The 21,381-nt window shown below is 59.1% G+C and carries 21 protein-coding genes; 18 read left to right on the top strand and 3 right to left on the bottom strand.

Annotated elements, in window-relative coordinates; all coding sequences use genetic code 11:
• Positions 1-162: 162 nt before the first annotated feature.
• Together FO488_RS09385 and FO488_RS19410 are read right to left on the bottom strand one after the other, a co-directional pair.
• Positions 163-1,362, bottom strand: a complete 1,200-nt coding sequence (locus FO488_RS09385; RefSeq protein WP_149210322.1) for a class II aldolase/adducin family protein — start codon at positions 1,360-1,362, stop codon at positions 163-165.
• Positions 1,362-2,132: a M23 family metallopeptidase gene (locus tag FO488_RS19410; RefSeq protein ID WP_240732235.1), complete on the bottom strand. Its 771-nt coding sequence runs from the start codon at positions 2,130-2,132 to the stop codon at positions 1,362-1,364. Before FO488_RS19410 ends, FO488_RS09385 begins: the two co-directional genes overlap by 1 nt.
• Positions 2,133-2,296: 164 nt before the next feature.
• On the opposite strand from FO488_RS19410, the gene FO488_RS09375 reads away from it, so the two are divergent.
• The 12 genes from FO488_RS09375 to FO488_RS09320 all read left to right on the top strand — a co-directional run bounded on the left by FO488_RS09375 (position 2,297) and on the right by FO488_RS09320 (position 15,372).
• Positions 2,297-3,127 (top strand): PilZ domain-containing protein, encoded by an 831-nt coding sequence (locus FO488_RS09375; protein ID WP_149210320.1) that lies wholly within the window; start codon positions 2,297-2,299, stop codon positions 3,125-3,127.
• Between the two features lie 142 nt (positions 3,128-3,269).
• Positions 3,270-3,608: a P-II family nitrogen regulator gene (locus FO488_RS09370; RefSeq protein ID WP_149210319.1), complete on the top strand. Its 339-nt coding sequence runs from the start codon at positions 3,270-3,272 to the stop codon at positions 3,606-3,608.
• A 45-nt stretch (positions 3,609-3,653) separates the two neighbouring features.
• Entirely contained in the window at positions 3,654-5,066 is a 1,413-nt protein-coding gene (glnA, locus tag FO488_RS09365) for a type I glutamate--ammonia ligase (RefSeq protein ID WP_149210318.1), read from the top strand.
• Between the two features lie 199 nt (positions 5,067-5,265).
• The gene (locus FO488_RS09360) at positions 5,266-5,859 is read left to right on the top strand and encodes an ACP phosphodiesterase (RefSeq protein ID WP_149210317.1); all 594 of its coding nucleotides are present in this window, start codon (positions 5,266-5,268) and stop codon (positions 5,857-5,859) included.
• Positions 5,860-6,086: 227 nt separating this feature from the next.
• Positions 6,087-8,603, top strand: coding sequence for an EAL domain-containing protein (locus FO488_RS09355; protein ID WP_205743390.1), 2,517 nt, complete (start codon positions 6,087-6,089; stop codon positions 8,601-8,603).
• Positions 8,604-8,655: 52 nt separating this feature from the next.
• Positions 8,656-9,654: a D-2-hydroxyacid dehydrogenase gene (locus tag FO488_RS09350; RefSeq protein WP_149210315.1), complete on the top strand. Its 999-nt coding sequence runs from the start codon at positions 8,656-8,658 to the stop codon at positions 9,652-9,654.
• 21 nt (positions 9,655-9,675) lie between these two features.
• Positions 9,676-10,632: a diguanylate cyclase gene (locus FO488_RS09345; protein ID WP_149210314.1), complete on the top strand. Its 957-nt coding sequence runs from the start codon at positions 9,676-9,678 to the stop codon at positions 10,630-10,632.
• Between the two features lie 186 nt (positions 10,633-10,818).
• On the top strand, positions 10,819-11,409 hold the full coding sequence (locus FO488_RS09340; RefSeq protein ID WP_149210313.1) for a DUF502 domain-containing protein: 591 nt from the start codon (positions 10,819-10,821) through the stop codon (positions 11,407-11,409).
• A complete protein-coding gene (gene recQ / locus FO488_RS09335) occupies positions 11,409-13,250 on the top strand; it encodes a DNA helicase RecQ (RefSeq protein WP_149210312.1) in 1,842 nt (613 codons plus the stop codon). The genes FO488_RS09340 and recQ overlap by 1 nt, the downstream gene beginning before the upstream one ends.
• A gap of 31 nt (positions 13,251-13,281) precedes the next feature.
• Positions 13,282-13,707 carry a thiol-disulfide oxidoreductase DCC family protein gene (locus FO488_RS09330; RefSeq protein WP_149210311.1) on the top strand — a complete coding sequence of 142 codons (426 nt, stop codon included), beginning with the start codon at positions 13,282-13,284 and terminating at the stop codon, positions 13,705-13,707.
• Between the two features lie 98 nt (positions 13,708-13,805).
• The gene (locus FO488_RS09325; protein ID WP_149210310.1) at positions 13,806-14,642 is read left to right on the top strand and encodes a zinc-ribbon domain-containing protein; all 837 of its coding nucleotides are present in this window, start codon (positions 13,806-13,808) and stop codon (positions 14,640-14,642) included.
• A 10-nt stretch (positions 14,643-14,652) separates the two neighbouring features.
• Entirely contained in the window at positions 14,653-15,372 is a 720-nt protein-coding gene (locus tag FO488_RS09320) for a cytochrome c biogenesis protein (RefSeq protein ID WP_149210309.1), read from the top strand.
• Between the two features lie 62 nt (positions 15,373-15,434).
• On the opposite strand, the gene FO488_RS09315 is transcribed toward FO488_RS09320, so the two are convergent.
• The gene (locus FO488_RS09315) at positions 15,435-16,826 is read right to left on the bottom strand and encodes a DEAD/DEAH box helicase (protein WP_149210308.1); all 1,392 of its coding nucleotides are present in this window, start codon (positions 16,824-16,826) and stop codon (positions 15,435-15,437) included.
• Positions 16,827-17,002: 176 nt separating this feature from the next.
• Between FO488_RS09315 and FO488_RS09310 the strand changes: the two genes are divergently transcribed.
• The 6 genes from FO488_RS09310 to FO488_RS09285 all read left to right on the top strand — a co-directional run bounded on the left by FO488_RS09310 (position 17,003) and on the right by FO488_RS09285 (position 21,380).
• Positions 17,003-17,971: a polyprenyl synthetase family protein gene (locus tag FO488_RS09310; RefSeq protein ID WP_149212136.1), complete on the top strand. Its 969-nt coding sequence runs from the start codon at positions 17,003-17,005 to the stop codon at positions 17,969-17,971.
• Between the two features lie 42 nt (positions 17,972-18,013).
• Positions 18,014-18,532, top strand: a complete 519-nt coding sequence (locus FO488_RS09305) for a TlpA disulfide reductase family protein (protein ID WP_149210307.1) — start codon at positions 18,014-18,016, stop codon at positions 18,530-18,532.
• Between the two features lie 10 nt (positions 18,533-18,542).
• Positions 18,543-19,274 (top strand): cytochrome c biogenesis CcdA family protein, encoded by a 732-nt coding sequence (locus FO488_RS09300; protein WP_149210306.1) that lies wholly within the window; start codon positions 18,543-18,545, stop codon positions 19,272-19,274.
• Positions 19,271-19,702: a VOC family protein gene (locus tag FO488_RS09295; protein WP_149210305.1), complete on the top strand. Its 432-nt coding sequence runs from the start codon at positions 19,271-19,273 to the stop codon at positions 19,700-19,702. The genes FO488_RS09300 and FO488_RS09295 overlap by 4 nt, the downstream gene beginning before the upstream one ends.
• Positions 19,703-19,898: 196 nt before the next feature.
• The gene (gene pyrR, locus FO488_RS09290) at positions 19,899-20,435 is read left to right on the top strand and encodes a bifunctional pyr operon transcriptional regulator/uracil phosphoribosyltransferase PyrR (RefSeq protein WP_149210304.1); all 537 of its coding nucleotides are present in this window, start codon (positions 19,899-19,901) and stop codon (positions 20,433-20,435) included.
• A 12-nt stretch (positions 20,436-20,447) separates the two neighbouring features.
• A complete protein-coding gene (locus FO488_RS09285) occupies positions 20,448-21,380 on the top strand; it encodes an aspartate carbamoyltransferase catalytic subunit (protein WP_149210303.1) in 933 nt (310 codons plus the stop codon).
• Position 21,381 lies beyond the last annotated feature (1 nt).

The following is a 21,381-nucleotide window of genomic DNA, read 5'->3' as shown; positions in this document are numbered from 1 at the left end:
CTCATGGGTTTCCCTTCGGCCCGTTGGGGATATATGTGGAAATGTCACTACACTAATGTCTTAAGATGCTTTTACGGTCTCTCCCGGATGAAGGGGTAGAGCGCCTTACCCACTTTCAGCAATGGCATCGGCTGGGCAGGTAAGAAAGCGATTCGTTACGTGCTATTTCGATGTCGGCCTGTGCGGCGCCGGTTCCCCATGCCGTTCATCGAACCTGCGGAAATATTCATCCCGGCACCAGTTCTCCACATCCACCAGCGCACAAAAGGCCTCTTGGAAGTCGTCCCGTCCCAGGGTAAACACCCCGTGGCCGTAGACGATGGCCCGGCCCGGCTCGCCGATGACCGGCGGGACGTTTTTGGCGATCCCGCCGGCGCCGATCTCGCCCGCCACCACCGGCGTTCCACCCAGGATTCTGACTCTGGGGCACTCCTTCCAGCAGTCGGTTATGGCGCAGCTTTCCCGGTCCTCGCAGAGCATGCTCATGACCACGGCGAAACGGGGGTGGCCGTGGAGGATGGCATTGCAACCGGTGGTTTCGAAGATGCGGCGATGGGCCACCAACTCGCTGGAGGCGGTGATGCCCACGGTGGAGCTGTTTTCGAAGGGGACCGGGTCGATGCAGCCCTCCAGTTCGTCCAGGCTGGAAGCGGTCTGGGAGATGTAGATCAGGTCGCCGTTGGCATAGGAGATGTTGCCGAAAAACGAATCCACCAGGCCCCGTTCCACGGTGTAGCGTCCCACCCGCGCCATCTCGTCGAGGATGTCGGCCTTGTCCCGCAGGGGGCCGCTTCTGAAGTGCAATCCCGCCGCCGTAAGCCGGGCCAGCCACTTTGTGCGGAACTGTGCAAATGCCTGGGCCTCGCCCGGCAGTTTGAAACCGTCCTGCAGCACGTCCTCCAGGTATTTGATAAAGGTGGAGTGGAACACGGACGACCAGTTGATGAAGGCCTGTTCGACGGTCAGCGCGCCGCTGGCCACGATGCCGATGCCTTCGACGATGGCTCCCTTGCGGTTGCCCAGCACGTGGGCGATGGCCTCCGCGGGATCGTCGCCGAGAGCACTCTGGCGCAGGATCGGGATGTCATGCAGGAACGTGCGGGTTTCGGTGTCGCGCGGTACGATCTCGTGCTCGTGGTCTTCGGCCCGGCGGAGCAAAAAGTCGGCGAAGGGGAGGGCGGGCGCGGCGGCGCAGAGCGCCAGGCAGTTGAGCCGCTGGAGAACGGCGACCGCCAGGCGGGCCAACCCGGCGTCGCCCACGGCGACCACGGCGTCGTCCTGGGCGGCAAAGGCGATCCGGTCCGGCAGTGCCGAGCGGTCGGCGATCAGCTTGCGGCTGTATTTCCCGATCTGGTCGTACATCAGGGGACCGAGGCGGGGATATTGGTAAAGAGGACCGAACCGTCGGCCAGGACCTCTTTGCGGAAGCTGCTCCTGTGCTTCGTCGCCGCCAGGTGCGTCTTGGGCAGGGGCATGGTGCTGCCGGGCATGAAGGCCGGCGTGACGTTGACGCCCGCCTGCCAGGCCTCGAAGTGGAGATGGGGACCCGTTGACCGGCCGGTGTTGCCGGAGAACGCGATGGTGGTATCGGTGTCGATCGCCTGCCCCTGGGCGACCAGCAGGCGGCTGTTGTGGCCGTAGAGGGTGACCATGCCGTTGTCGTGTTCGACCAGCACCGTGTACCCATAGCCGGAACGGTGGCCGCTGTAGACGACGACCCCGGGGCCAACCGCCTTGACGGCGGTCCCCTCGGGGATGGCGATGTCGATGCCGTTGTGGTGGCGCAGTTTCCCGTCAATGGGGTCGATGCGCATGCCGACCCCCGAGGTTATGACCCCGCCCACCGGGGGCAGGTGCGGTTCAAAGCTTGCCGGCGGCATTTCCCGCGGACTGATCGAGGCGTTGACGGTCTTTTCCACGATCTCGTTGAGGGAAACATCCCTGACTTTTTCGTTTTTTGTTGCCTTCTTCTTTCTGGATGCAGATGCCCCATGCTCCCTGATAACGATCTTTGCCGTTTTGTTCTGCGGGGCGTCGGTGAACGTCTCGACGCCGTCGATCGTGACGAAACGGTAAATGTCAGCGTGCCCCGGTCCCGGCAGAGCCGGGATGGACGCACACACCCATAACATTACAAGGGGTTGTATTCCGGGCAGGGGAAATGTGCGCAGATTATGCATAATTGATTTCATTAGTGCTTGTCGTCCGAAGGCATTTCTGTTAAAAAAGTTCTGTCCACTTATACAACAGCCATACGTTTTCTGCAATTCAATCAATCCTTCCGGGGAATTTTGTAATGTTTCAGTATTTTGACAAAATTGTTAAAGGGACCGAACGTGAAGATTCCTTGATAATCATTCAAAATCTCAAGTCCATGATCGGGACGAACTTCTCTTTTCTCAATTATTATAAAGAAATTCCGGTGTCCTACGATGCCAAGTTGGTCAATGTGGATAATGAAATGGCCGAATTTGAAGTGCACGAATACCAGGCAAAGGTTATCACTCTGGAGCACAAGGCCCTGATCCGCGCCCACGAAAAATTTTCCTTCCGCGAGGATATGATCGGCGAGGCATTTTACGTCAATGCCGCCCGGAAAAAAGTCATACTCTGCAACTTCGGCTACGCCAAGATCAGGTCGGATATGCGCCGTTTTGTCCGTGTCGTGCTCGACAGGTCGCTTGAAGCCGAGATGATCGTTGCCGAAGACATCATCAAGGGAAGCATCAAAGATATCTCCCTTGGCGGCGCCTCCATAAGCGTCATGTCCAAGGAACAACTGCCGCCGGGACTCGACATCAACGTGTTCCTGAAACTCCCCGATATCGCGAACGGTTCGGTACACGAGGTCGGGGTTACCGCAACGGTCATCAAAGTTGTGGGGACGAAGCCCCCTATAACTGTTTTTTGGAATTCCACCCGGAAAAACACTCCCAGCAGCAGATATCCTATTATATCAACCAGCGCCAAGTCGAAATCATCAAAGAGCTCAAAGAGCAAGCACTGTAATCCGGCATCGTCGCGCTGCCCGCTTTGCAGGCACTTTCTTGCGGCGGTGCTTTATTTTTGTGCAGCATTGCCGTGCCACCCCGTCGGCATGGTTTGTTCCGTGTTTTTAACTTATTGACATTGTTGTGGTTTATGTGTGGCAAAGTTGGCAAAGTGTTTGCAAGGTTTATTGAAGGTGGGCAGCAGCTTACCGCTTGCAATTTGACTGATAATTCATATAATCTCCCCTGTCCAATTTCAAGAAAGGGAGGGTCACGCGTTTGAAAAAAGTCGAAGCCATCATCAAGCCGTTCAAGCTCGATGAAGTAAAGGAAGCCTTGAACGAGATCGGCGTACAGGGTATTACCGTCAGCGAGGTCAAGGGTTTCGGCCGTCAGAAGGGACATACCGAGCTGTATCGCGGCGCCGAATACGTCGTGGACTTTATCCCTAAAATCAAACTCGAAATCATCGTATCGGATACGATTGTTTCCAAGGTTGTGGAAGCCATCGAGCAATCCGCCAAAACCGGCCGGATTGGCGACGGCAAGATCTTCGTGACGCCGGTGGAAGCCGTGGTCCGCATCAGGACCGGCGAGACCGGCGAAGACGCACTGTAAGGCACTAAAGCGGTTTACTACATATCCCCCCGAAAGGAGAAGCTGATGACCCCGAAACAGGTAGTAGATTTTGCCAAGGAAAATGGCGCACTGATGGTAGATTTCAAATTTATGGATTTTGTGGGAATCTGGCAGCATTTTTCCACCCCCATAAGCGAATTCGGTGAGGATATCTTTGAAGACGGCCTTGGTTTCGACGGTTCTTCCATCCGCGGTTGGCAGCCGATTCATGCCTCCGACATGATCATCATCCCCGACGCCACCACCGCCAAAATGGACCCGTTTACCGCGCTTCCCACCCTGTCCTTGATCTGCAACATCTTTGATCCGATCACCAAGGAAGGCTACAGCCGCGACCCGCGCAACATCGCCAGAAAAGCCGAGGCTTACCTCAAGTCCACCGGCATCGGCGACACCGCTTTCTTCGGCCCGGAAGCCGAATTCTTCATCTTCGACGACGTGCGTTATGACGCCACCGCCAATCAGTCCTTCTATGCCGTTGATTCGGTTGAAGGTGCCTGGAACTCCGGCCGTGAAGAGTTCCCCAACCTGGGCTACAAGCCGCGCCACAAGGAAGGTTACTTCCCGGTTTCCCCGACCGATTCCCAGAACGACCTGCGTAACGAGATGGTCATGGAAATGCAGAAGGTCGGCATCCAGGTCGAATGCCAGCATCACGAGGTAGCCACCGGCGGCCAGGCCGAGATCGACATGCGTTTCGACGCCCTGGTCAAGATGGCCGACAAACTTCAGTGGTTCAAGTACATCGTCAAGAACGTGGCCTACCGCAACGGCAAGACCGCGACCTTCATGCCCAAGCCGCTTTACGGCGACAACGGTTCCGGCATGCATTCGCACATGTCCATCTGGAAAGACGGCAGCAACCTGTTCGCCGGCGACAAATACGGCGGGCTTTCCCAGATCGCCCTGTACTACATCGGCGGCATCATCAAGCATGCCAAGGCCCTGTGCGCCTTCACCAACCCGACCACCAACTCCTACAAGCGTCTGGTGCCGGGCTTCGAGGCCCCTGTGAACATGGCTTACTCCAGCCGTAACCGTTCGGCCTCTCTCCGTATCCCCATGTTCTCCACCAACCCCAAGGCCAAGCGTATCGAATACCGTACGCCCGACCCGTCCTGCAACGGCTACCTGGCCTTCGCCGCCATGCTGATGGCCGGCCTCGACGGCATCGAGAACAAGATCGATCCGGGCCAGCCGCTGGACAAGGATATTTACGGCCTTTCGCCGGAAGAGCTCAAGAACATCCCGTCTGCTCCGGGCAGCCTGGAAGAAGCACTCAAATGCCTGGAAGAAGATCACGAGTTCCTGCTCAAGGGTGACGTCTTTACCGCCGACGTCATCGAAAAGTGGATCGAGTACAAAACCGAAGCCGAAGTCAACCCGGTCCGTATGCGTCCGGTACCGATCGAATTCGCCCTCTACTACGACATCTAGGGTACAGCAGCGCCAAAGGGGAGGGAATCTTCCCCCGTGAACATCGACAAACCCCGCCTTTTCAGGCGGGGTTTTCTCTTTTTGCAATCAAGTCATGCCTGATGATAAAGTGCCGAAGCCGGCGATGAACCGATTACAATATTCTTTTGTCGAACCGCACCCGAGGCATGCCTAGTCTATCGACCCGCAAGGTGACTACATGAACTTTCTTTTCCACCTCTATCTGTCCGGCGACGACCCTGAACTGCTGACCGGCAACTTTATGGGGGATTTTGTCAAAGGGAGGGTCGGCGAGGGTTACCCTCCCGGTATAGCGTCGGGAATCCTACTGCACCGGCGGATCGACAGCTTTGCCCAGCAACAGCTTTATTTTCGCCGGAGCTATGGCCGGATTGCGCCGCAGTATCGAATGTGGCGCGGCATCTTCGTCGATCTGTTTTATGATCATTTTCTGTCTGCTGGTTGGGAGGAGTGGACGGACGAACCTCTGGCGAGCTATCTGGCCCGGGTCAGGAAAATGGTCGAAGGACATCGTACATGGTTGCCGGAACGCCTTCAGGGCCTGCTGCCGGTCATCTTCGAAGAACTGCTCCCGTCCTATTGCGAGATAGAGGGCATCGGCCTGGCTCTTGAGCGCATGTCGCGGCGGGTGACGCGGGATAACCCACTGGCTGGCGGAGAACGGGAATTGAGACGCAACTATTCCGGACTGCGCGATGATTTCCGCTGTTTTCTCCCCGCTGTCCGCGAATTCGTTGCGGATTTCCGTGGAGCAGGTGCAGCGCCGACATGAAGGGAACCCCTCCGTTCTGTCCACTCCATGGTAAAACCTGTTTTTTTACTTGCAACTCATTGATTTTTAATTATATATAGTAAATAAGACCGCGACACAGTATTCATTGAAACAACTGTGCCGCTTTTTTAATGATTTTTTCTTATCCCATCCCTTTGGTCTTACCGGGTTCATCTATGAAGCTACGCTCCAAATCTTTGCCGATATTGTCCGCGTCTTTGGCAGGGATGTTTCTGCTGCTCTATCTTGTTACCAAGGTGTTCCTGCTCGACAGCTTTGCCCGGATCGAGATACAGGAAGCTGCAGAGAATGTGGAACGGGCGGTCAACCTGATCAACGATGAAGCCAATAGCCTCAACATCGTCTGTAGCGATTATTCCGCCTGGGATGATGCCTACCGCTACGTGCGGGACGGCAACCAGGCTTTTGAAAAATCGAACCTGACCTCTCCTACCTTTGCAAAACAACGCCTCAATTTGATCATGTATCTCAACAACGCCGGAGAGGTGATCTACGGCAAGGCTTTTGATCCTGAAAAAAACCGGTTGACGCCGGCCCCTGCCGGTTTGTCCCGCCACATATCCCCCGGGAGCCTGCTGCTGAGCCATATGGTGCCTGACAGCACGGTCAAAGGTGTCATAAACCTGCCGGAAGGCTTGATGATAATCGCCTCGCGGCCCGTGCTGACCAGCGAGTACAAAGGGCCGATCCGGGGCACGTTGCTCATGGGGCGGTATCTGAATACGGCCGAGGTTGCCGGTTTGGCGACCATGGCCCGCCTTTCTCTGCAACTGCTGCCGGCCGGGACGACGAACACCCCGGGCGAGGCCGGAAAGCGGCTGAGCGAGGCCAACCCGCGCGTGGTCGAGGCGGACGGATTCCGTTACATCAATGGTTATGCCCTGGTAAAGGATGTGTACGGCCACAAAGCCTTTATCGTCAAAGTGACCGACCGGCGCACCATCTACGGAAAGGGAATGCGGGCCGTAGGCTACTTCCTGCTCTGCTTTTTGGGCCTGGTCCTGGGCTTTGCCGCCATCGTGCGTTTCCTGCTGGGAAAACTCGCCGTGTCCCGGCAGCAGGGGAAAGAGCTTGAACAGCGCTATAGCCTGGTCATAGAGGGGGCCAACGAGGGGATCATCATCACGGACCGGGCCAACGGCACGATCATAGAATCAAACGGTGCGATCCAGAACTATCTGGGATACACCGCCGAAGAGTTGGTCGGCCTCAATCTCGGCCAGCTTGCCTTCGGCGATGCAGCCATAACCGACACCCTGATAGAAAGGCTCCTGCAACAAAAACGGGAGTACCGCCTCCGCCGTAAGGACGGTTCTGCCCTCGATGCCGAACTGAGCGCCGGCCTGATACCCTATGAGGGCAGGGAAGCCCTCTGCATCATGGTCAAGGACATCAGAGAGCGGAAACAGTTTGAGGAAACGTTGTTTTTTCAGGCAAATCACGACCTTCTGACCGGCATCCCCAACCGCTATCTTCTCCATGACCGCCTGGAACAGGCCCTGGCGGCGGCACGGCGGGAAGGGCATATCGTGGCGGTCCTGCTCCTGGACCTTGACAACTTCAAGATCATCAATGATACCTATGGTCATCCGGTCGGCGATCAACTCCTGAAAAGCGTCGCCAACCGGCTGAAATCCGTCGTCCGGAGCGGCGATACCATCGCCCGGATCGGCGGCGACGAGTTCGTGATCATCCTCACCCGCATCGGCAGGATTGAAGACGTTATCCTGGTGGCGGAACACCTCTTGAGACACTTTTTCGAGCCATTCGTGGTCAATGGCAATGAGTTCTTCGTGTCGCCCAGCATCGGGCTCGCCCTGTACCCCAACGACGACGACAGCGCAGTGGCCCTGCTCACCAAGGCCGACACCGCCATGTATCACGTCAAGGACAAGGGGAGGGCCGGCTTCCAGTTCTTTACGACCGAGATGAACACCCGGGTTGTGGACCGTATGGAGCTCGAAATCGGGCTGAGGCGTGCCCTTGAGCGTGGAGAATTCGTGATCCATTATCAGCCCAAGGTTGAGTTGGCCACCCGGCGGATACAGGGGATGGAGGCGCTTGTGCGCTGGAACCACCCCGAGCGGGGATTGATCCCGCCGGATACGTTCATCCCCCTGGCGGAAGAGACCGGCCTGATCATCATGATCGGCGAGTGGGTACTGCGCACGGTATGTGAACAGAGCAACGCGTGGCAGGCAGAGGGACTGCCGCCCATGACGATGGCGGTGAATATTTCGGCACGCCAGTTCAAACAGCAGGATCTGGTGGAGCGAATCGGTGCAATCCTCGCCGAAACCGGTTTTGACCCCGCCCTTCTGGAGCTTGAGCTTACCGAGAGCTATCTCATGAACAATGTGGATGAGGCGGTGGCAAAACTCCATGCACTCAAGGGCATGGGGCTCGGCCTCTCCCTGGACGATTTCGGCACGGGCTATTCGTCCCTTGGTTATCTGAAACGGTTTCCCATCGATGTCGTGAAGATAGACAAGTCATTCGTGGACGACATTCTTGTGAATCCTGATGACGCCACTATTGTGCGGACCATCATCCTCATGGCGCACAACCTCAACATGACGGTCGTGGCCGAGGGGGTGGAGACCGGAGAACAGTTGTCTTTTCTCGCCGAGCACAACTGTGAGATGATCCAGGGATACTATTTCGGCCGCCCGCTACCCGCTGCTGACTTCGCGGCAATGGTCCGCGCGTGGGGCCGCGGGTAAGGAGCGAGTACCGCCCCCGCCCGCAGAAAAATGAAAAAAGGAGCTGGTCTTCATGTCTGAAACCACCAGGATCGTTATTCTTGACGGCTATACCATCAACCCCGGCGACAACCCCTGGACCCCGGTCGAAAACCAGGGGACATGCACCGTTTATGACCGTACCCCGCCCGAGCTCACCCTGGAGCGGGCAAGTGATGCGGAAATAATCCTGACCAGCAAGGTCAAGCTCGATGCGTCCGTCCTGAATGCTCTGCCGAAACTCAGATACATTTCGCTTCTGGCCACGGGATACAATAATATCGATGTGGCCGTTGCCGGCCAACTGGGTATTCCGGTGTCAAACGTTCCCGCCTATTCCACCGAATCGGTTGCCCAGACCACCTTTGCCCTGCTTCTGGAGTTGGCCGTGCAGGTGGGCGTTCACAACGCCGCAGTCAAGGCCGGCGAATGGACGGACTGCCCCGACCACTCCTTCTGGAAGGCGCCGATCGTGGAGCTGGACGGCCTGACGCTGGGCATCGTTGGTTACGGTACCATCGGGCGGGCGGTGGCCCGTATCGGCGCCGCTTTCGGTATGCGGATCATCGCCCATGCCCCTCGCATCCCACAGGATGCGGGGCCGGTACCGGTCCGGTTCGTCGGTCTGGACGAGTTGTTCTCTACGGCGGACGTGGTAAGTCTCAACTGTCCCCAAACCAGCGACAATACCGGTTTCGTCAACTCCCGGCTTCTGGGGATGATGAAGTCCAGCGCGTTTCTGATCAACGTGGCACGGGGAGGGCTGGTGAACGAAGCCGACCTGGCCCGGGCGCTGCACGCCGGCCGGATAGCCGGCGCCGGGCTGGATGTGGTCGCCCATGAGCCGATGCTCGCCGGCAATCCTCTCCTGTCCGCGCCCAACTGCATCTTTACGCCCCATATAGCCTGGGCCTCGCTGGCGGCGCGCCGGCGGCTCATGGACATCGTTGCCGCCAACGTTGCCTCATACCGCGCAGGCGCCCCGATCAACGTGGTCAACAGCCGGCATCTTGCGCCGGTTGCCGTGCGGTAACATTCCCCGGGAGATTCGCCAATGGAAGAGACCAAACAGAATCAGCAGGAAACGTTTCCCATTCTTGTCGTGGACGACAACCGCCTGCAAAGGACCGTTCTCGAAGCCAGTCTGAAGGCGGCGGGACACGAGGTGGTCGTTGCCGAAAACGGCAAGGAAGGCCTGGAGATCTTCAGGAAAGGGTATTACCCGATCGTCATGACCGACTGGGTTATGCCCGAGATGAACGGCCTGGAACTATGCCGGGCCATCCGCGCCGACGACTCCGGCCGTTACACCTTTATCATCCTTCTTACCTCTCAGGATTCCAAAAACGACATCATTGCCGGGCTCGAGGCCGGCGCCGACGAATATCTGATCAAGCCGGCCCATCAGGCCGAACTGGTCTCCCGCCTGAAAACGGCCAAACGGGTGCTCGATCTGGAGATTTCCCAGCAGCGCTTTATCGAAGAGATCAAAAGCCTCTCCCTCATCGACCCGGTGACCGGAACCTTCAACCGCCGCTACATGGAGGACCATATCCCCCATGAGATCAAACGGGCGTACCGATACGAGCGTTCGCTCTCCCTGATACTGGTCAGCATCAATCAATTCAGGGACGTTATCGGGGCCTACGGGCACTACTCCGGCGACGTGGTGCTCAAGAGCTGCGCCGATTGCCTGGCAGAGTCGATTCGCAAGGATGTAGACTGGCTGGCGCGCTACGGTGAGGACTCGTTTATGGTGGTCCTGGCGGAAACCGACATGACCGCAGCCATGATCGTGGCCAAGCGCTTGCGGCTCAGGATCGCTTCCCAGGTCATCAGGATGTACGACAAGGAGGTGCGGATAAACGCCAGTTTCGGGGTGTCCGGTTTTACCGCCAGCCAACAGAAGACCGGCATGACGGCGGAGGTGCTGATTGACAATGCGGATCGCTGCCTCACAACGGCACGGGAAGAAGGGGGCGAAACGATCAAGGGGGTCAGGATCGGCTAGAATGGTCCCAGGCTTGATGCAAAACCTGAAATATTGCTCAAAACGGCCTGCATATGCGGGCCGTTTTTGTTTCGATCCGGCGTGGCCACGTACCGGTTTTCACGCGGGATGTCCGGCCCGTGCCTCAGCTATTGACTTTATCAAGGCAAAAGGTATGCTCGGCACAACACCATTGTGAGGGGTTTCATGAAATTCATCGTCGATCATCTGAAGGAAAAATTCATCGCCGGCCTGTTCGTGGTGATCCCGGTCGGGATCACGATCTTCATCCTGACATTTTTGTTCAGCTTTGCCGATGGCATTCTGGGCAGCTATCTGGATACCCTTTTCAGTCTCTTCATCCACCACGAGTTGCATATCCCGGGCCTCGGCATGATTACCGGCGCGGTCGTCATCTACTTCGCCGGCATCTTTGCCACCAATGTTCTGGGGAATCAGTTTCTCAAGCTGGGGGACCGACTGCTGGAACGCATCCCACTCGTCAAGTCGATCTACTCGTCCAGCAAGCAATTGATCAAGGTGTTCCGGGAGGGGAAGACCTCCTATCGCCGGGCGGTCTTTGTGGAATGGCCGCGTCCCGGCGTACGCGCCATCGGATTTGTAACGGCCGAAGTGGTGCGTGACGGGATACCGCTGGTGGTGGTCTACGTGCCGACCATGCCCAACCCCACCTCCGGCTTTGCCCTGTTTTTCCGGGAGAACGAGGTGTTCGACAGCGGTATGACCGTTGAGGAAGCCGTTAAATTCGTGGTTTCCGGCGGCGTGGTGATAAGCTGATGAGCGGCCATCCGGTCCTGTCCGGTGGTGCCACGCCCCCATCCTTGCAGGAAACCCTGAAGAACATTTTCGGCTATACGTCCTTCAGGCCGCACCAGCAGGAGATCATCTCCGCCCTCATTGCCGGCGAGGACGCCTTTGTCCTCATGCCGACCGGCGGCGGCAAGTCCCTGTGCTACCAGGTGCCGGCCCTGCACCGGCCCGGCGTGGGCATTGTGGTTTCGCCGCTCATATCCCTGATGAAGGATCAGGTGGATGCCCTGACGGCCAACGGCGTCGCTGCCGCGCTCTACAACTCTTCGCTGAAGGAAGCGGAGGCGCGGCAGGTGCTGGCCCGGCTCCATGGCGGCCACCTGGACCTGCTGTACGTCTCGCCGGAACGGTTGATGAGCGACGGGTTTCTGGAACGCCTGAAGGGGCTGGATATTGCCCTGTTCGCCATTGACGAGGCCCACTGCGTCTCCCAGTGGGGACATGATTTCCGGCCGGAATACGTGCAACTCGGCCGGCTGCGGGAGCTGTTCCCCGGCATCCCCCTGATCGCCCTCACCGCCACAGCCGACCCCCAGACACGCAACGACATCGTCTCGCGCCTGGGCTTGACGGAGGCGGTCTGCCACGTGGCTGGTTTCGACCGCCCGAACATCCGCTACACGGTGCTGGAAAAGCAGAAACCGTTCCAACAGTTGAGCGCCTTTCTCAAGGGGCGCACCGGGGAGGCAGGCATCGTCTATGCGCTTTCCCGCAAGCGGGTGGAAGAGTTGGCGGGGCGTCTGGCCGAGGCCGGCATCAAGGCCGCCCCCTACCATGCCGGTCTTTCGGATGCGGAGCGTCAACGGACCCAGGACGCATTTCAGCGGGACGACCTGCGGGTGGTGGTGGCTACCGTGGCGTTCGGCATGGGGATCGACAAACCCAATGTGCGCTTTGTGGTACATTATGATCTGCCGAAGAATATAGAAAGCTATTACCAGGAAACAGGCCGCGCCGGCAGGGACGGGTTGCCGGCCGAGGCGCTGCTCCTGTTCGGTTACGGCGACATAGCCATCTCCCGGGCCTTGATCGAAAATGGCGGCAATCCGGACCAGAACCGGATCGAGCTGCACAAGTTGAACGCCATGGTCGGCTTTGCCGAGGCGCTCACCTGCCGCCGCCGGGTCCTTTTGGGGTATTTCGGCGAGCATCTGGAGGATGACTGCGGCAACTGCGATGTCTGCCAAAGTCCGCCGGAACGCTATGACGCCACCGAGGATGCCCAGAAGGCCCTTTCCTGCGTCTACCGGGTGGGACAGCGCTTTGGCATGGGGCATGTCATCGAAGTCCTGCGCGGCTCCCACAGCCAACGTATCCAGAGCCTGGGGCATGACCGGCTCTCCACCTACGGCATCGGCAGGGAGTTGTCCCAGGACGCCTGGGGCGGGCTCATACGCCAGTTGCTGCACCTGGGCTATCTGGAGCAGGATGTGGGCAATTATTCCGTGTTGCGTCTGACCGCCCGTTCGAAACCGGTTTTGCGGGGTGAGGAGCGGGTGGTGCTGGCCCGCCCCCGGGTCAGGATGGTGGCGGCGAAGAAGGAACCGAAGCGGAGCCGGGGCGAACTGGACTACGACCGCGGGCTCTTCGAACGTTTGCGCGCTCTGCGCAAGCGTCTGGCTGATGAGCAGCAGGTGCCACCCTTCGTTGTGTTCGGGGACGCCACCCTGGTGGAGATGGCCGCCTATCGCCCCACGGATGACGAGGGCCTGGCGCGTATCAGCGGGGTCGGGAAGCATAAATTGGCCCGCTATGGGGCGGCATTCCTGCGGGAGATCCGCGGAGAGGCAGATTCTTCCGACAGTTAGTGTTCTGTGCGGCCCTGCGGCAGGAGGCCTTGTGAAGAGCGACCCCCAATTTCCTCTCCGTGTTTTCTATGACGGTTCCTGCTCGGTGTGCAGTTCGGCAATGGCCCGCTATCGGGCGAAGGACAGGGACGGGAGACTGCAATTCATCGATATCAGCGTCCCGGAGTTCGATCCCGGGGTCTATGGCATCCCGTTGGCCGAGTTCATGTACCAGGTGCACGCCATTGATCGCGGCAACAGGGTCTATCGGGGCGTGGACGCCTTGGGGGCCATCTGGCGGGCCTTTCCGGCAGCGACCATCCATGGTGTTCTCGCGGCGGTGATACAACTGCCTTGCCTCAAGCCGATTGCCAGGCTGGGCTACCGGGCCTTTGCCCGGATTCGGCGTTTCCTGCCACGGCAAACCTCTGCCTGTGCCGACGGGGCGTGCAGGATCGGCAGGCGCATGCGGAAATAGGGTGGCTATGGGTTTTCATGGGATTTGATTTGTGGTAATACTCGGTTGTCCTTCGAAAACGGCCCGGCGGTACACAATTTTCATACGAGAGTCGAGATATGAAAATAGTCTGTCCACACTGCAATGCCAGCGGCACCATCCCTGACCACGAAATCCCCGAGCAGGGACGTTTTCTGACTTGTCCGCGGTGCAATCATGCTTTCTCCATCAAGAAACCGCGTGCCGAAAGCAATGCCTATCTGGTGGATACCTGTCCGTCGTGCAGTTACAGCACCTTTGGGGATGAATTATTCTCCACCTGCCCGAAATGCGGGGTCGTGGTCAAGGCTTTCGTGGAGCGGCAGCGGGAAGAGGCCCAACGCCTTCGTGACCAGGAATTGCTCGGCAAGAAATTCTCCCGCGACGCGGCGCCTACGCCGCCGGAGCCGGAAACGACCGTGGTTGCCGATTTGGTCGAGACGCTGCATCCGGTCAATCTGATCGGGTGGGGGACCGGCCTGGCCGCCATAATCATTCTGGGCATGGGGCTCTGGGGGGTGGCGGGATATCATGGCGGCGACATCCAGGCGCAGTTGTCGGCCCAACGGGACGAACCGGTGTCGGCCTGGTATGTTTTTGCACACTACGGCGCGCTGCCCTGGATCAAAACGCTGTACGGCCTTGCCCTTCTGGGGGCCGCATTCCTGTTCATGAAGCGGAGCGCCCAAGCCCTCAGGATGCTGCCCCACCTGCTGTGGGGTGCAATCATTTTCGTGCCGCTCTACTTTGTCGCGGGATTCGTCGTCTGGGTGATGGAGCCGATACCCCATTCCATCGGCGGCTACTTCGGCGAGGTGGTGAATATCGCCCTCATGACGGCACTCTGGTGCATTCCCCTGTTTCTGCTGGTGCGTTTTCTCTCCGACCGCCGCATAACCTCCGTGGTAAAGCTGTAGCCGTCACGCAATGAGATGGCTGCTCGTCATATCCGCCGCGTGCTTCCTGTTCGGCTCATGGCAGAGAACGTTATTTGCCCTCGGCCTGGCAACCCAGGTTGCCTACATGGCGATACGCGGCATGGCCGCCGGCCGTCTGCCGTTGATCGGTCCCCATGACACCCTGCTGTTTTTTGCGGCCTCGGTGGCGCTCATGTCGTTGGCCATCTCCCTAGCCGGGACGATGCGTTCCGAACGGTGGTTTCCGGTTGCTGCCGGTCTGGCGAGCGGAATTTTCACCCTGTTTGCCCTCATGTTTCCCCCCTTGGACATGCCGCTCCCCCAGGTTCTCGACACCCTCTGGTTCGAGCTGCATGTGGTGCTGGCATTCTTCGGATACGGTTTGTTCCTGGCCGGAGGGGTGCTCGGTGCCGGATTTTTGATCTGCCGCCGGCGGGCCTTGATGCATATGCAGTTCAAGGTGGTCCTGGCCGGTTGGTCGTTTTTTTCGGCCTCCATGGTGGCCGGTGGGATCTGGGGGTATTACGCCTGGGGAACCTACTGGCTCTGGACGCCCAAGGAACTCTGGACATCCATCCTGTGGTTGTACTATGCCCTGGTACTGCACGTCAGGCTGAAGGGGGCGGCTTGGGAGAGGGCAGCGGCATGGCTGGGCATCGCGGGGGTGTTTGTGATGCTGTTCACCTACCTGGGGGTCAGCATGCTCATGAAGAGTTCACATAGTTTTTAGCCGGCCGGTGGCTCGATAAAAAGCCCGTTGGAGACAATTCCAACGGGCTTTGCCGTTTGCAGCTATTCCCCCTGGGGAGCGGTGCTTCCCGGTTCCGTTTTCTCGCCCGGTTTGCGGCGCCTGCGGCGGCGTTTCTTTGCGGTCGGCGTTTCGCCGGCTGCGCTTTCGGGTGCGGGGACGGGGGCTGAGGCAGCCGCAGATTTCGGCTTTGCCCGGCCGCCGCTCCTGGAACGGGTCGTCCGGTCGCCGCTCCGAGTCCGGCCGCCATCGGCTTTGAGCTCCGGTTTCCGTTTGGGGCGCGGCGTCCGCACGTAGTCGTTGACGAACAGTTCGTCCTCCGCCCACTCGGTGGGGATCTTGTCCTTGATGTACTCCTCGATGGCTTCCAGGAAAAAGGCGCCGTCCTCGTCGGCCAGGGAGATGGCCTTGCCTTCGGAACCGGCCCGTGCGGTGCGGCCGATGCGATGGACGTAGTCCTCGCAGTCCTGGGGCAGGTCGTAATTTATGACGTGGGAAACCCCTTCGATATGCAGGCCGCGTGAGGCCACGTCGGTTGCGATCAGGATGGGAAGCTTGCCCTGCTTGAAATCGTCGAGGATGCGCATGCGTTTGCGCTGCTCCACATCGCCCGAGATGACGCGGCAGGGAAACCCGTTGGCGTTCAGGCGGTCGAACAGGTATTCGGCCTCGCGTTTGGTATTGATGAAAATCATGGTGCGCTCCATCCCTTCGCGACGGAGCAACCCCAGCAGGAGGGGGAATTTTTCCTTGCGGGAAACGTGGAACAGCACCTGCTCCACCCGCTCCGCGGTCATCTTTTCAGGCGTGACCGAGAGCTTTTCCGGCATGTTCATGAACTCGTAGGCCAACTCCATGACCCGGAGGCTGAGGGTGGCCGAAAACATCAGGTTCTGACGCTTGTCGTAGGGGGGGAGTCGCCGCAGGATGAAACGCAGGTCGGCGATAAAGCCCATGTCGAACATGCGGTCTGCCTCATCGATCACCAGCATCTCTATCCCCTTGAGGGAATAGACCTTCTGCTTCAGGTAATCGATCAGCCGGCCGGGGGTGCCGACCACCACATCGGCCCCCTCGCGCAGGGCGCTGCGTTGTTTCATGTAGTCGACGCCGCCGTAAATCGCCTGGGTGACCAGACCGCAGTGGCGGCCCAGCAGTTGCGCATCTTCCTCGATCTGGACCACCAACTCCCGCGTTGGTGCCAGAATCAGTGCCCGCGGCTGCTGCGTACTCCCCTTGTTCTCCAGGAGACGGGTAAACAGGGTGATCAGAAAAGCGGCGGTCTTGCCGGTGCCGGTCTGGGCCTGGCCGGCCACGTCCTTGCCGCTCAGGGAGAGGGGCAGGGTTTGCTCCTGAATCGGGGTGCATTCGCTGAAACCAGCGTCCCGGATGCCTTGCCGGACCTCTTCAGGGATTGAAAGTTCGTCAAATCTCATTAGTCTACTTCCTCAAAAAATATCTGATTAACAACAATTCCATACCATATACCGTGACGTAGCGTCTGGCAATGGAAACATGAAGAACTTGCGCGGCGCGGCGGCCAGAAATGCTTTGACAAACCGTTTTTCATTCCATTACTATGACGAAACTTCACTTCAAGGAAACCACTCAGATGCAGGCCGCCCTGAACATCATCGGAGACGAACTCAAACTCGTCGAGCAGCAATTTCGCAAAGACCTGGAATCCGACGTACCCCTGATCCGCAAAGTCGGGGAATACGTGCTGTCCAGCGGCGGCAAACGCGTCCGCCCGGCCTTGCTGCTGCTCTCTGCCAGACTGTGCGGCTACCAGGGGGATAAGGCCGTCCCGCTGGCAAGCGTGATCGAGTTCATCCATACCGCCACGTTGCTGCATGACGATGTGGTTGACAGCGCCACCCTGCGCCGGGGCATCGCCTCGGCCAATACCTTGTGGGGCAACGAGGCGTCGGTGCTGGTCGGCGATTTTCTCTTCTCCAAATCCTTTTCCCTGATGGTCGGCGTCGGCAGCCTCGATATCCTGCGGGTGCTTTCCGGTGCCACTACGGTTATCGCCGAAGGCGAAGTCCTGCAACTGCTCTGCACCGGCGAACTCGATCTGACGGAAGAACGTTACATCGGCGTCGTGCGCGCCAAGACCGCCATCCTCATGTCGGCGGCCTGCGAGGCGGGGGCGATCCTGGGGGCCGCTTCGGCCGACCGGCAGAAGGCCATGGCCGATTTCGGGATGGAACTGGGGATCGCCTTCCAACTCATGGACGACCTCCTGGACTACACCGCCTCCGAGGAGGAGTTCGGCAAAAGCATCGGGCATGACCTGGAAGAGGGCAAGATCACCCTGCCGCTGATCCACACCCTGCGCCAGTGCACCGCCGGCGAACGCGCCGTTATCGAGGCGGTTGTGGAAAAGGACGAGATGTCGCTGGATGAATTCCGCGAGGTTTCAGGGCTGGTCAAGCAGTATGGCGGCATCGAGTACACCGTGGAGGCGGCGCGCCGCCATATTGTCGCAAGCCAGGGGTGCCTCGACCTGTTTGCCCCCTCACCGCTCAGGGACGCCCTGGCGGAGCTTGCCGATTATGTGGTCACCCGTAGCCGCTGAGCCTCTCCCGACCACCCGGGTGCCGCGAATTTTGGAGGAACAATGAAACGGTTTCTGATGCTTGTCGTAGTGGGGGCAGTGGTGGCGCTTATGGCGTGCACCAAAAAGGAAGCGGCCAAAGCCCCGGGTCCGCTCCAGGAAAACGTCCCGGCCCCGGCGATTACGGTAAACTCCCTCAACGGCAAGCCGCTGAATCTTTCGGATCTGAAGGGAAAGGTGGTGCTCCTCAACTTCTGGGCAACCTGGTGTCCCCCCTGCCGCGAGGAGATCCCTTCCATGATGAAGCTCAACAGCGCCATGGCCGGCAAACCGTTTCAGATGGTGGCGGTTTCCATCGACGAAGGCGGCCAACCGGCGATCGAGTCGTTCTTCAAGACCAGCGGCTTCAGCCTGCCCGCCTATACCGACCCGGACAACCGCGCCGCCAAGGCCTATGGCATAACCGGCGTTCCCGAAACCTTCATCATCGACAAAAACGGTATTCTGCTGAAAAAGGTTATCGGTCCGATGGCGTGGGATTCTCCCGATGTCCTGTCTTACCTGGAAGGATTGACGAAGTAGGAGCCTTGCCGTGCATTCCCAGCATGTCACATATGTCGGCGCCTTCATCGCCGGCCTGCTGTCCTTCCTGTCGCCGTGCGTCCTGCCGTTGATCCCGTCCTATATCACCTATATCACCGGCCTTTCCTTTGCCGACCTGCAGGCCGAACATCCGTCCCACATCGTCCGCCGCAAGGCCATGCTGCATGCCCTTGCCTTCATTGCGGCCTTCACCGTGGTCTTCGTGCTGCTCGGGGCTTCGGCCACCTTTGTCGGCTCGTTCCTCCAGGAACATATCGGGATAGTGCGCAAGGTCGGCGGGGTTTTGATCGTCCTGTTCGGCGTCCATGTCACCGGCCTGGTGCCGCTCCACTTCCTGATGGGCGAGAAGAGGGTGCAACTCCACCAGAAGCCGGCTGGCTACGTGGGCAGTTTCCTGGTGGGCATCGCCTTTGCCGCCGGTTGGACCCCCTGCATCGGCCCGATCCTGGCCTCGATCCTGATGGTGGCCGCCACCGAGGGCAGCATCGTGCAGGGTATCGTCCTGCTCCTGCTGTATTCCCTGGGGTTGGGCATCCCGTTCTTTATCTCCGCCCTGGCCATGCATCAATTCCTGACCGTCTTCAACCGCTTCAAAAAGTTCATCCGCGTGTTCGAGATCTGCACCGGCCTTTTTCTGGTGCTGGTCGGCATCCTGATCTACACCAACGGCCTGGCGCGCCTTTCCGGCTATGCCGGCATGCTCTTCAAGGGGATTGAATGAAGATTCACCGGGCGCGGCACTCCCTGCAACTGGCCGTGTCGCAACTGTCGGTGACCGAGGCATTCTATGCCGGCATCCTGGAGTTGCCGGTGCAGCGCTCCTTCACCTCCCAGGGGGCTCCCGATTACTTGGTGATGGACATGGACGACCTGGCCCTGATCTTCGTGGAAGAGGACGACGTCATCAGATCACATCCGATGCTTGAGCCCCGCTTCAGCATGTTTCCCCGGGGCATCGGCATGACGCTCCATTTTCGGGTCACCGACATCGAAGACATCAGCGAGGCTATTGTGGATGAGGGGCTGGAGGTTCTCTATCCGCTTGAGGTCAAACCCTACGGCATCAAGGAAATGTGGTGTTTCGATCCGGACGGCTATCTGGTGGTGCTGGACGAACCGGTGGAAAAGCGGAAGAAGGCCGGTCCGTAGCGAATTGTGTTCAATTACCCTTGACCTTGGCCGCCGAGAGTGGTAGTCTCATCCAACGACATAGCAACTACCTTTTAATCCAGCCCGAGAGGTTGGCAAGGGTTACACGAATGACCGACGCGAATCATATATCGAAGGGCCTTGCCGCATGCGTGGCGAGGCTCTTTTTTTGTGCTCAAGGGAAAGGCGGCCGACCATGACGGAAAATCTGACGGTACTGTTGGATGAAAGCGGCATCAAACGGGCGCTGACCCGTATCTCCCACGAGATTCTGGAACGGAACAAGGGCGTGGAGGATGTGGTCCTGATCGGCATCCGCTCGGGCGGGGCCTTCCTGGCCGAGGAGCTTGCGCAATCCATCGCGGTGATTGAAGGCGCAGCGGTCCCGGTGGGGGCCATCGATATCACCCTCTACCGGGACGATATCAAGAGCCACACCCCCCATCTGCCGGTGGGAAAAACGGAGATTGGCTTTTCGCTGCAAGGGAAAAAGGTTGTCCTGGTGGATGACGTGCTTTTTACCGGCCGTACCATCCGGGCCGCCATGGATGCCCTGATGGATCACGGCAGGCCGGAATGCATCCAACTGGCGGTGCTGATCGACCGGGGGCATCGGGAGCTTCCGATCCGGGCCGATTTTGTCGGGCGCAATGTGCCGACCAGCTTGAAGGAGAATGTTCAGGTCGTATTCAGTGCGCAGAATCAGCCGCTCGAAGTGGTTCTTGAAAAATAGGGAGGAGGGGGCATGGCAGAGTTCAAACACAGGAATATCATTGCACTCAGGGACCTGACCAGGGAAGATATGGAACTGCTCCTGGCGACGGCCGAAAACATGCGCGAGATCAACAGCCGCGACATCAAGAAGGTCCCCACGCTGCGCGGCAAGACCATCATCAACCTGTTTTACGAGGCTTCGACCCGCACGCGGACATCCTTTGAAATCGCCGCCAAGCGGCTTTCCGCCGACACCGTCAACATTTCACCATCCACCAGTTCGGCCACCAAGGGGGAAACCCTGGCGGATACGGCCCTGAACCTTCTGGCCATGAAGCCGGACATCATCGTCATGCGCCATGCGGTGTCCGGCGCCCATTACCATCTGGCCAAAAAGGTGAGCTGCTCGGTGGTCAACGCCGGCGACGGCGCCCATGAACATCCCTCCCAAGGGCTTCTGGACCTCTTGACCATACGAGACCGGTTCGGCCGGCTGGATGGCCTCAAGGTGGCCATTGTGGGCGATATCGCCCATAGCCGGGTGGCCCGCTCCGATATTCAGGGGCTGACCAAGATGGGGTCCCACGTCTTTCTGGCCGGCCCGCCGACCATGATGCCGCCGGTGGTCGAAAAGCTCGGCAACGTCACGGTGTGCGCCACCATGAGGGAGGCAATCCAGGACGCAGACGTGGTCATAATGCTGCGCATCCAGCAGGAACGCCAGGGCAAGACCCTGATGCCCAATGCCCGGGAATACTCGCGCTACTTCGGGCTCAATCCGGAAAACCTCAAGCTGGCCAAGCCGGGCGCCATGGTCATGCACCCCGGCCCCATCAACCGTGGCGTGGAGATGTCCTCCTATGTGGCGGACGGCAGCCAGTCCCATGTCCTCAAGCAGGTGGAGAACGGCGTGGCGGTGAGGATGGCCATGCTCTATCATGTGTGCGGCGGCGAACTGGAATGAT

Source organism: Geobacter sp. FeAm09 (assembly GCF_008330225.1).
Classification (GTDB): Bacteria; Desulfobacterota; Desulfuromonadia; order Geobacterales; family Pseudopelobacteraceae; genus Oryzomonas.
The sequence above is the reverse complement of the archived record's forward strand: the minus strand, read 5'-3'. Positions and strand labels throughout refer to the sequence as shown.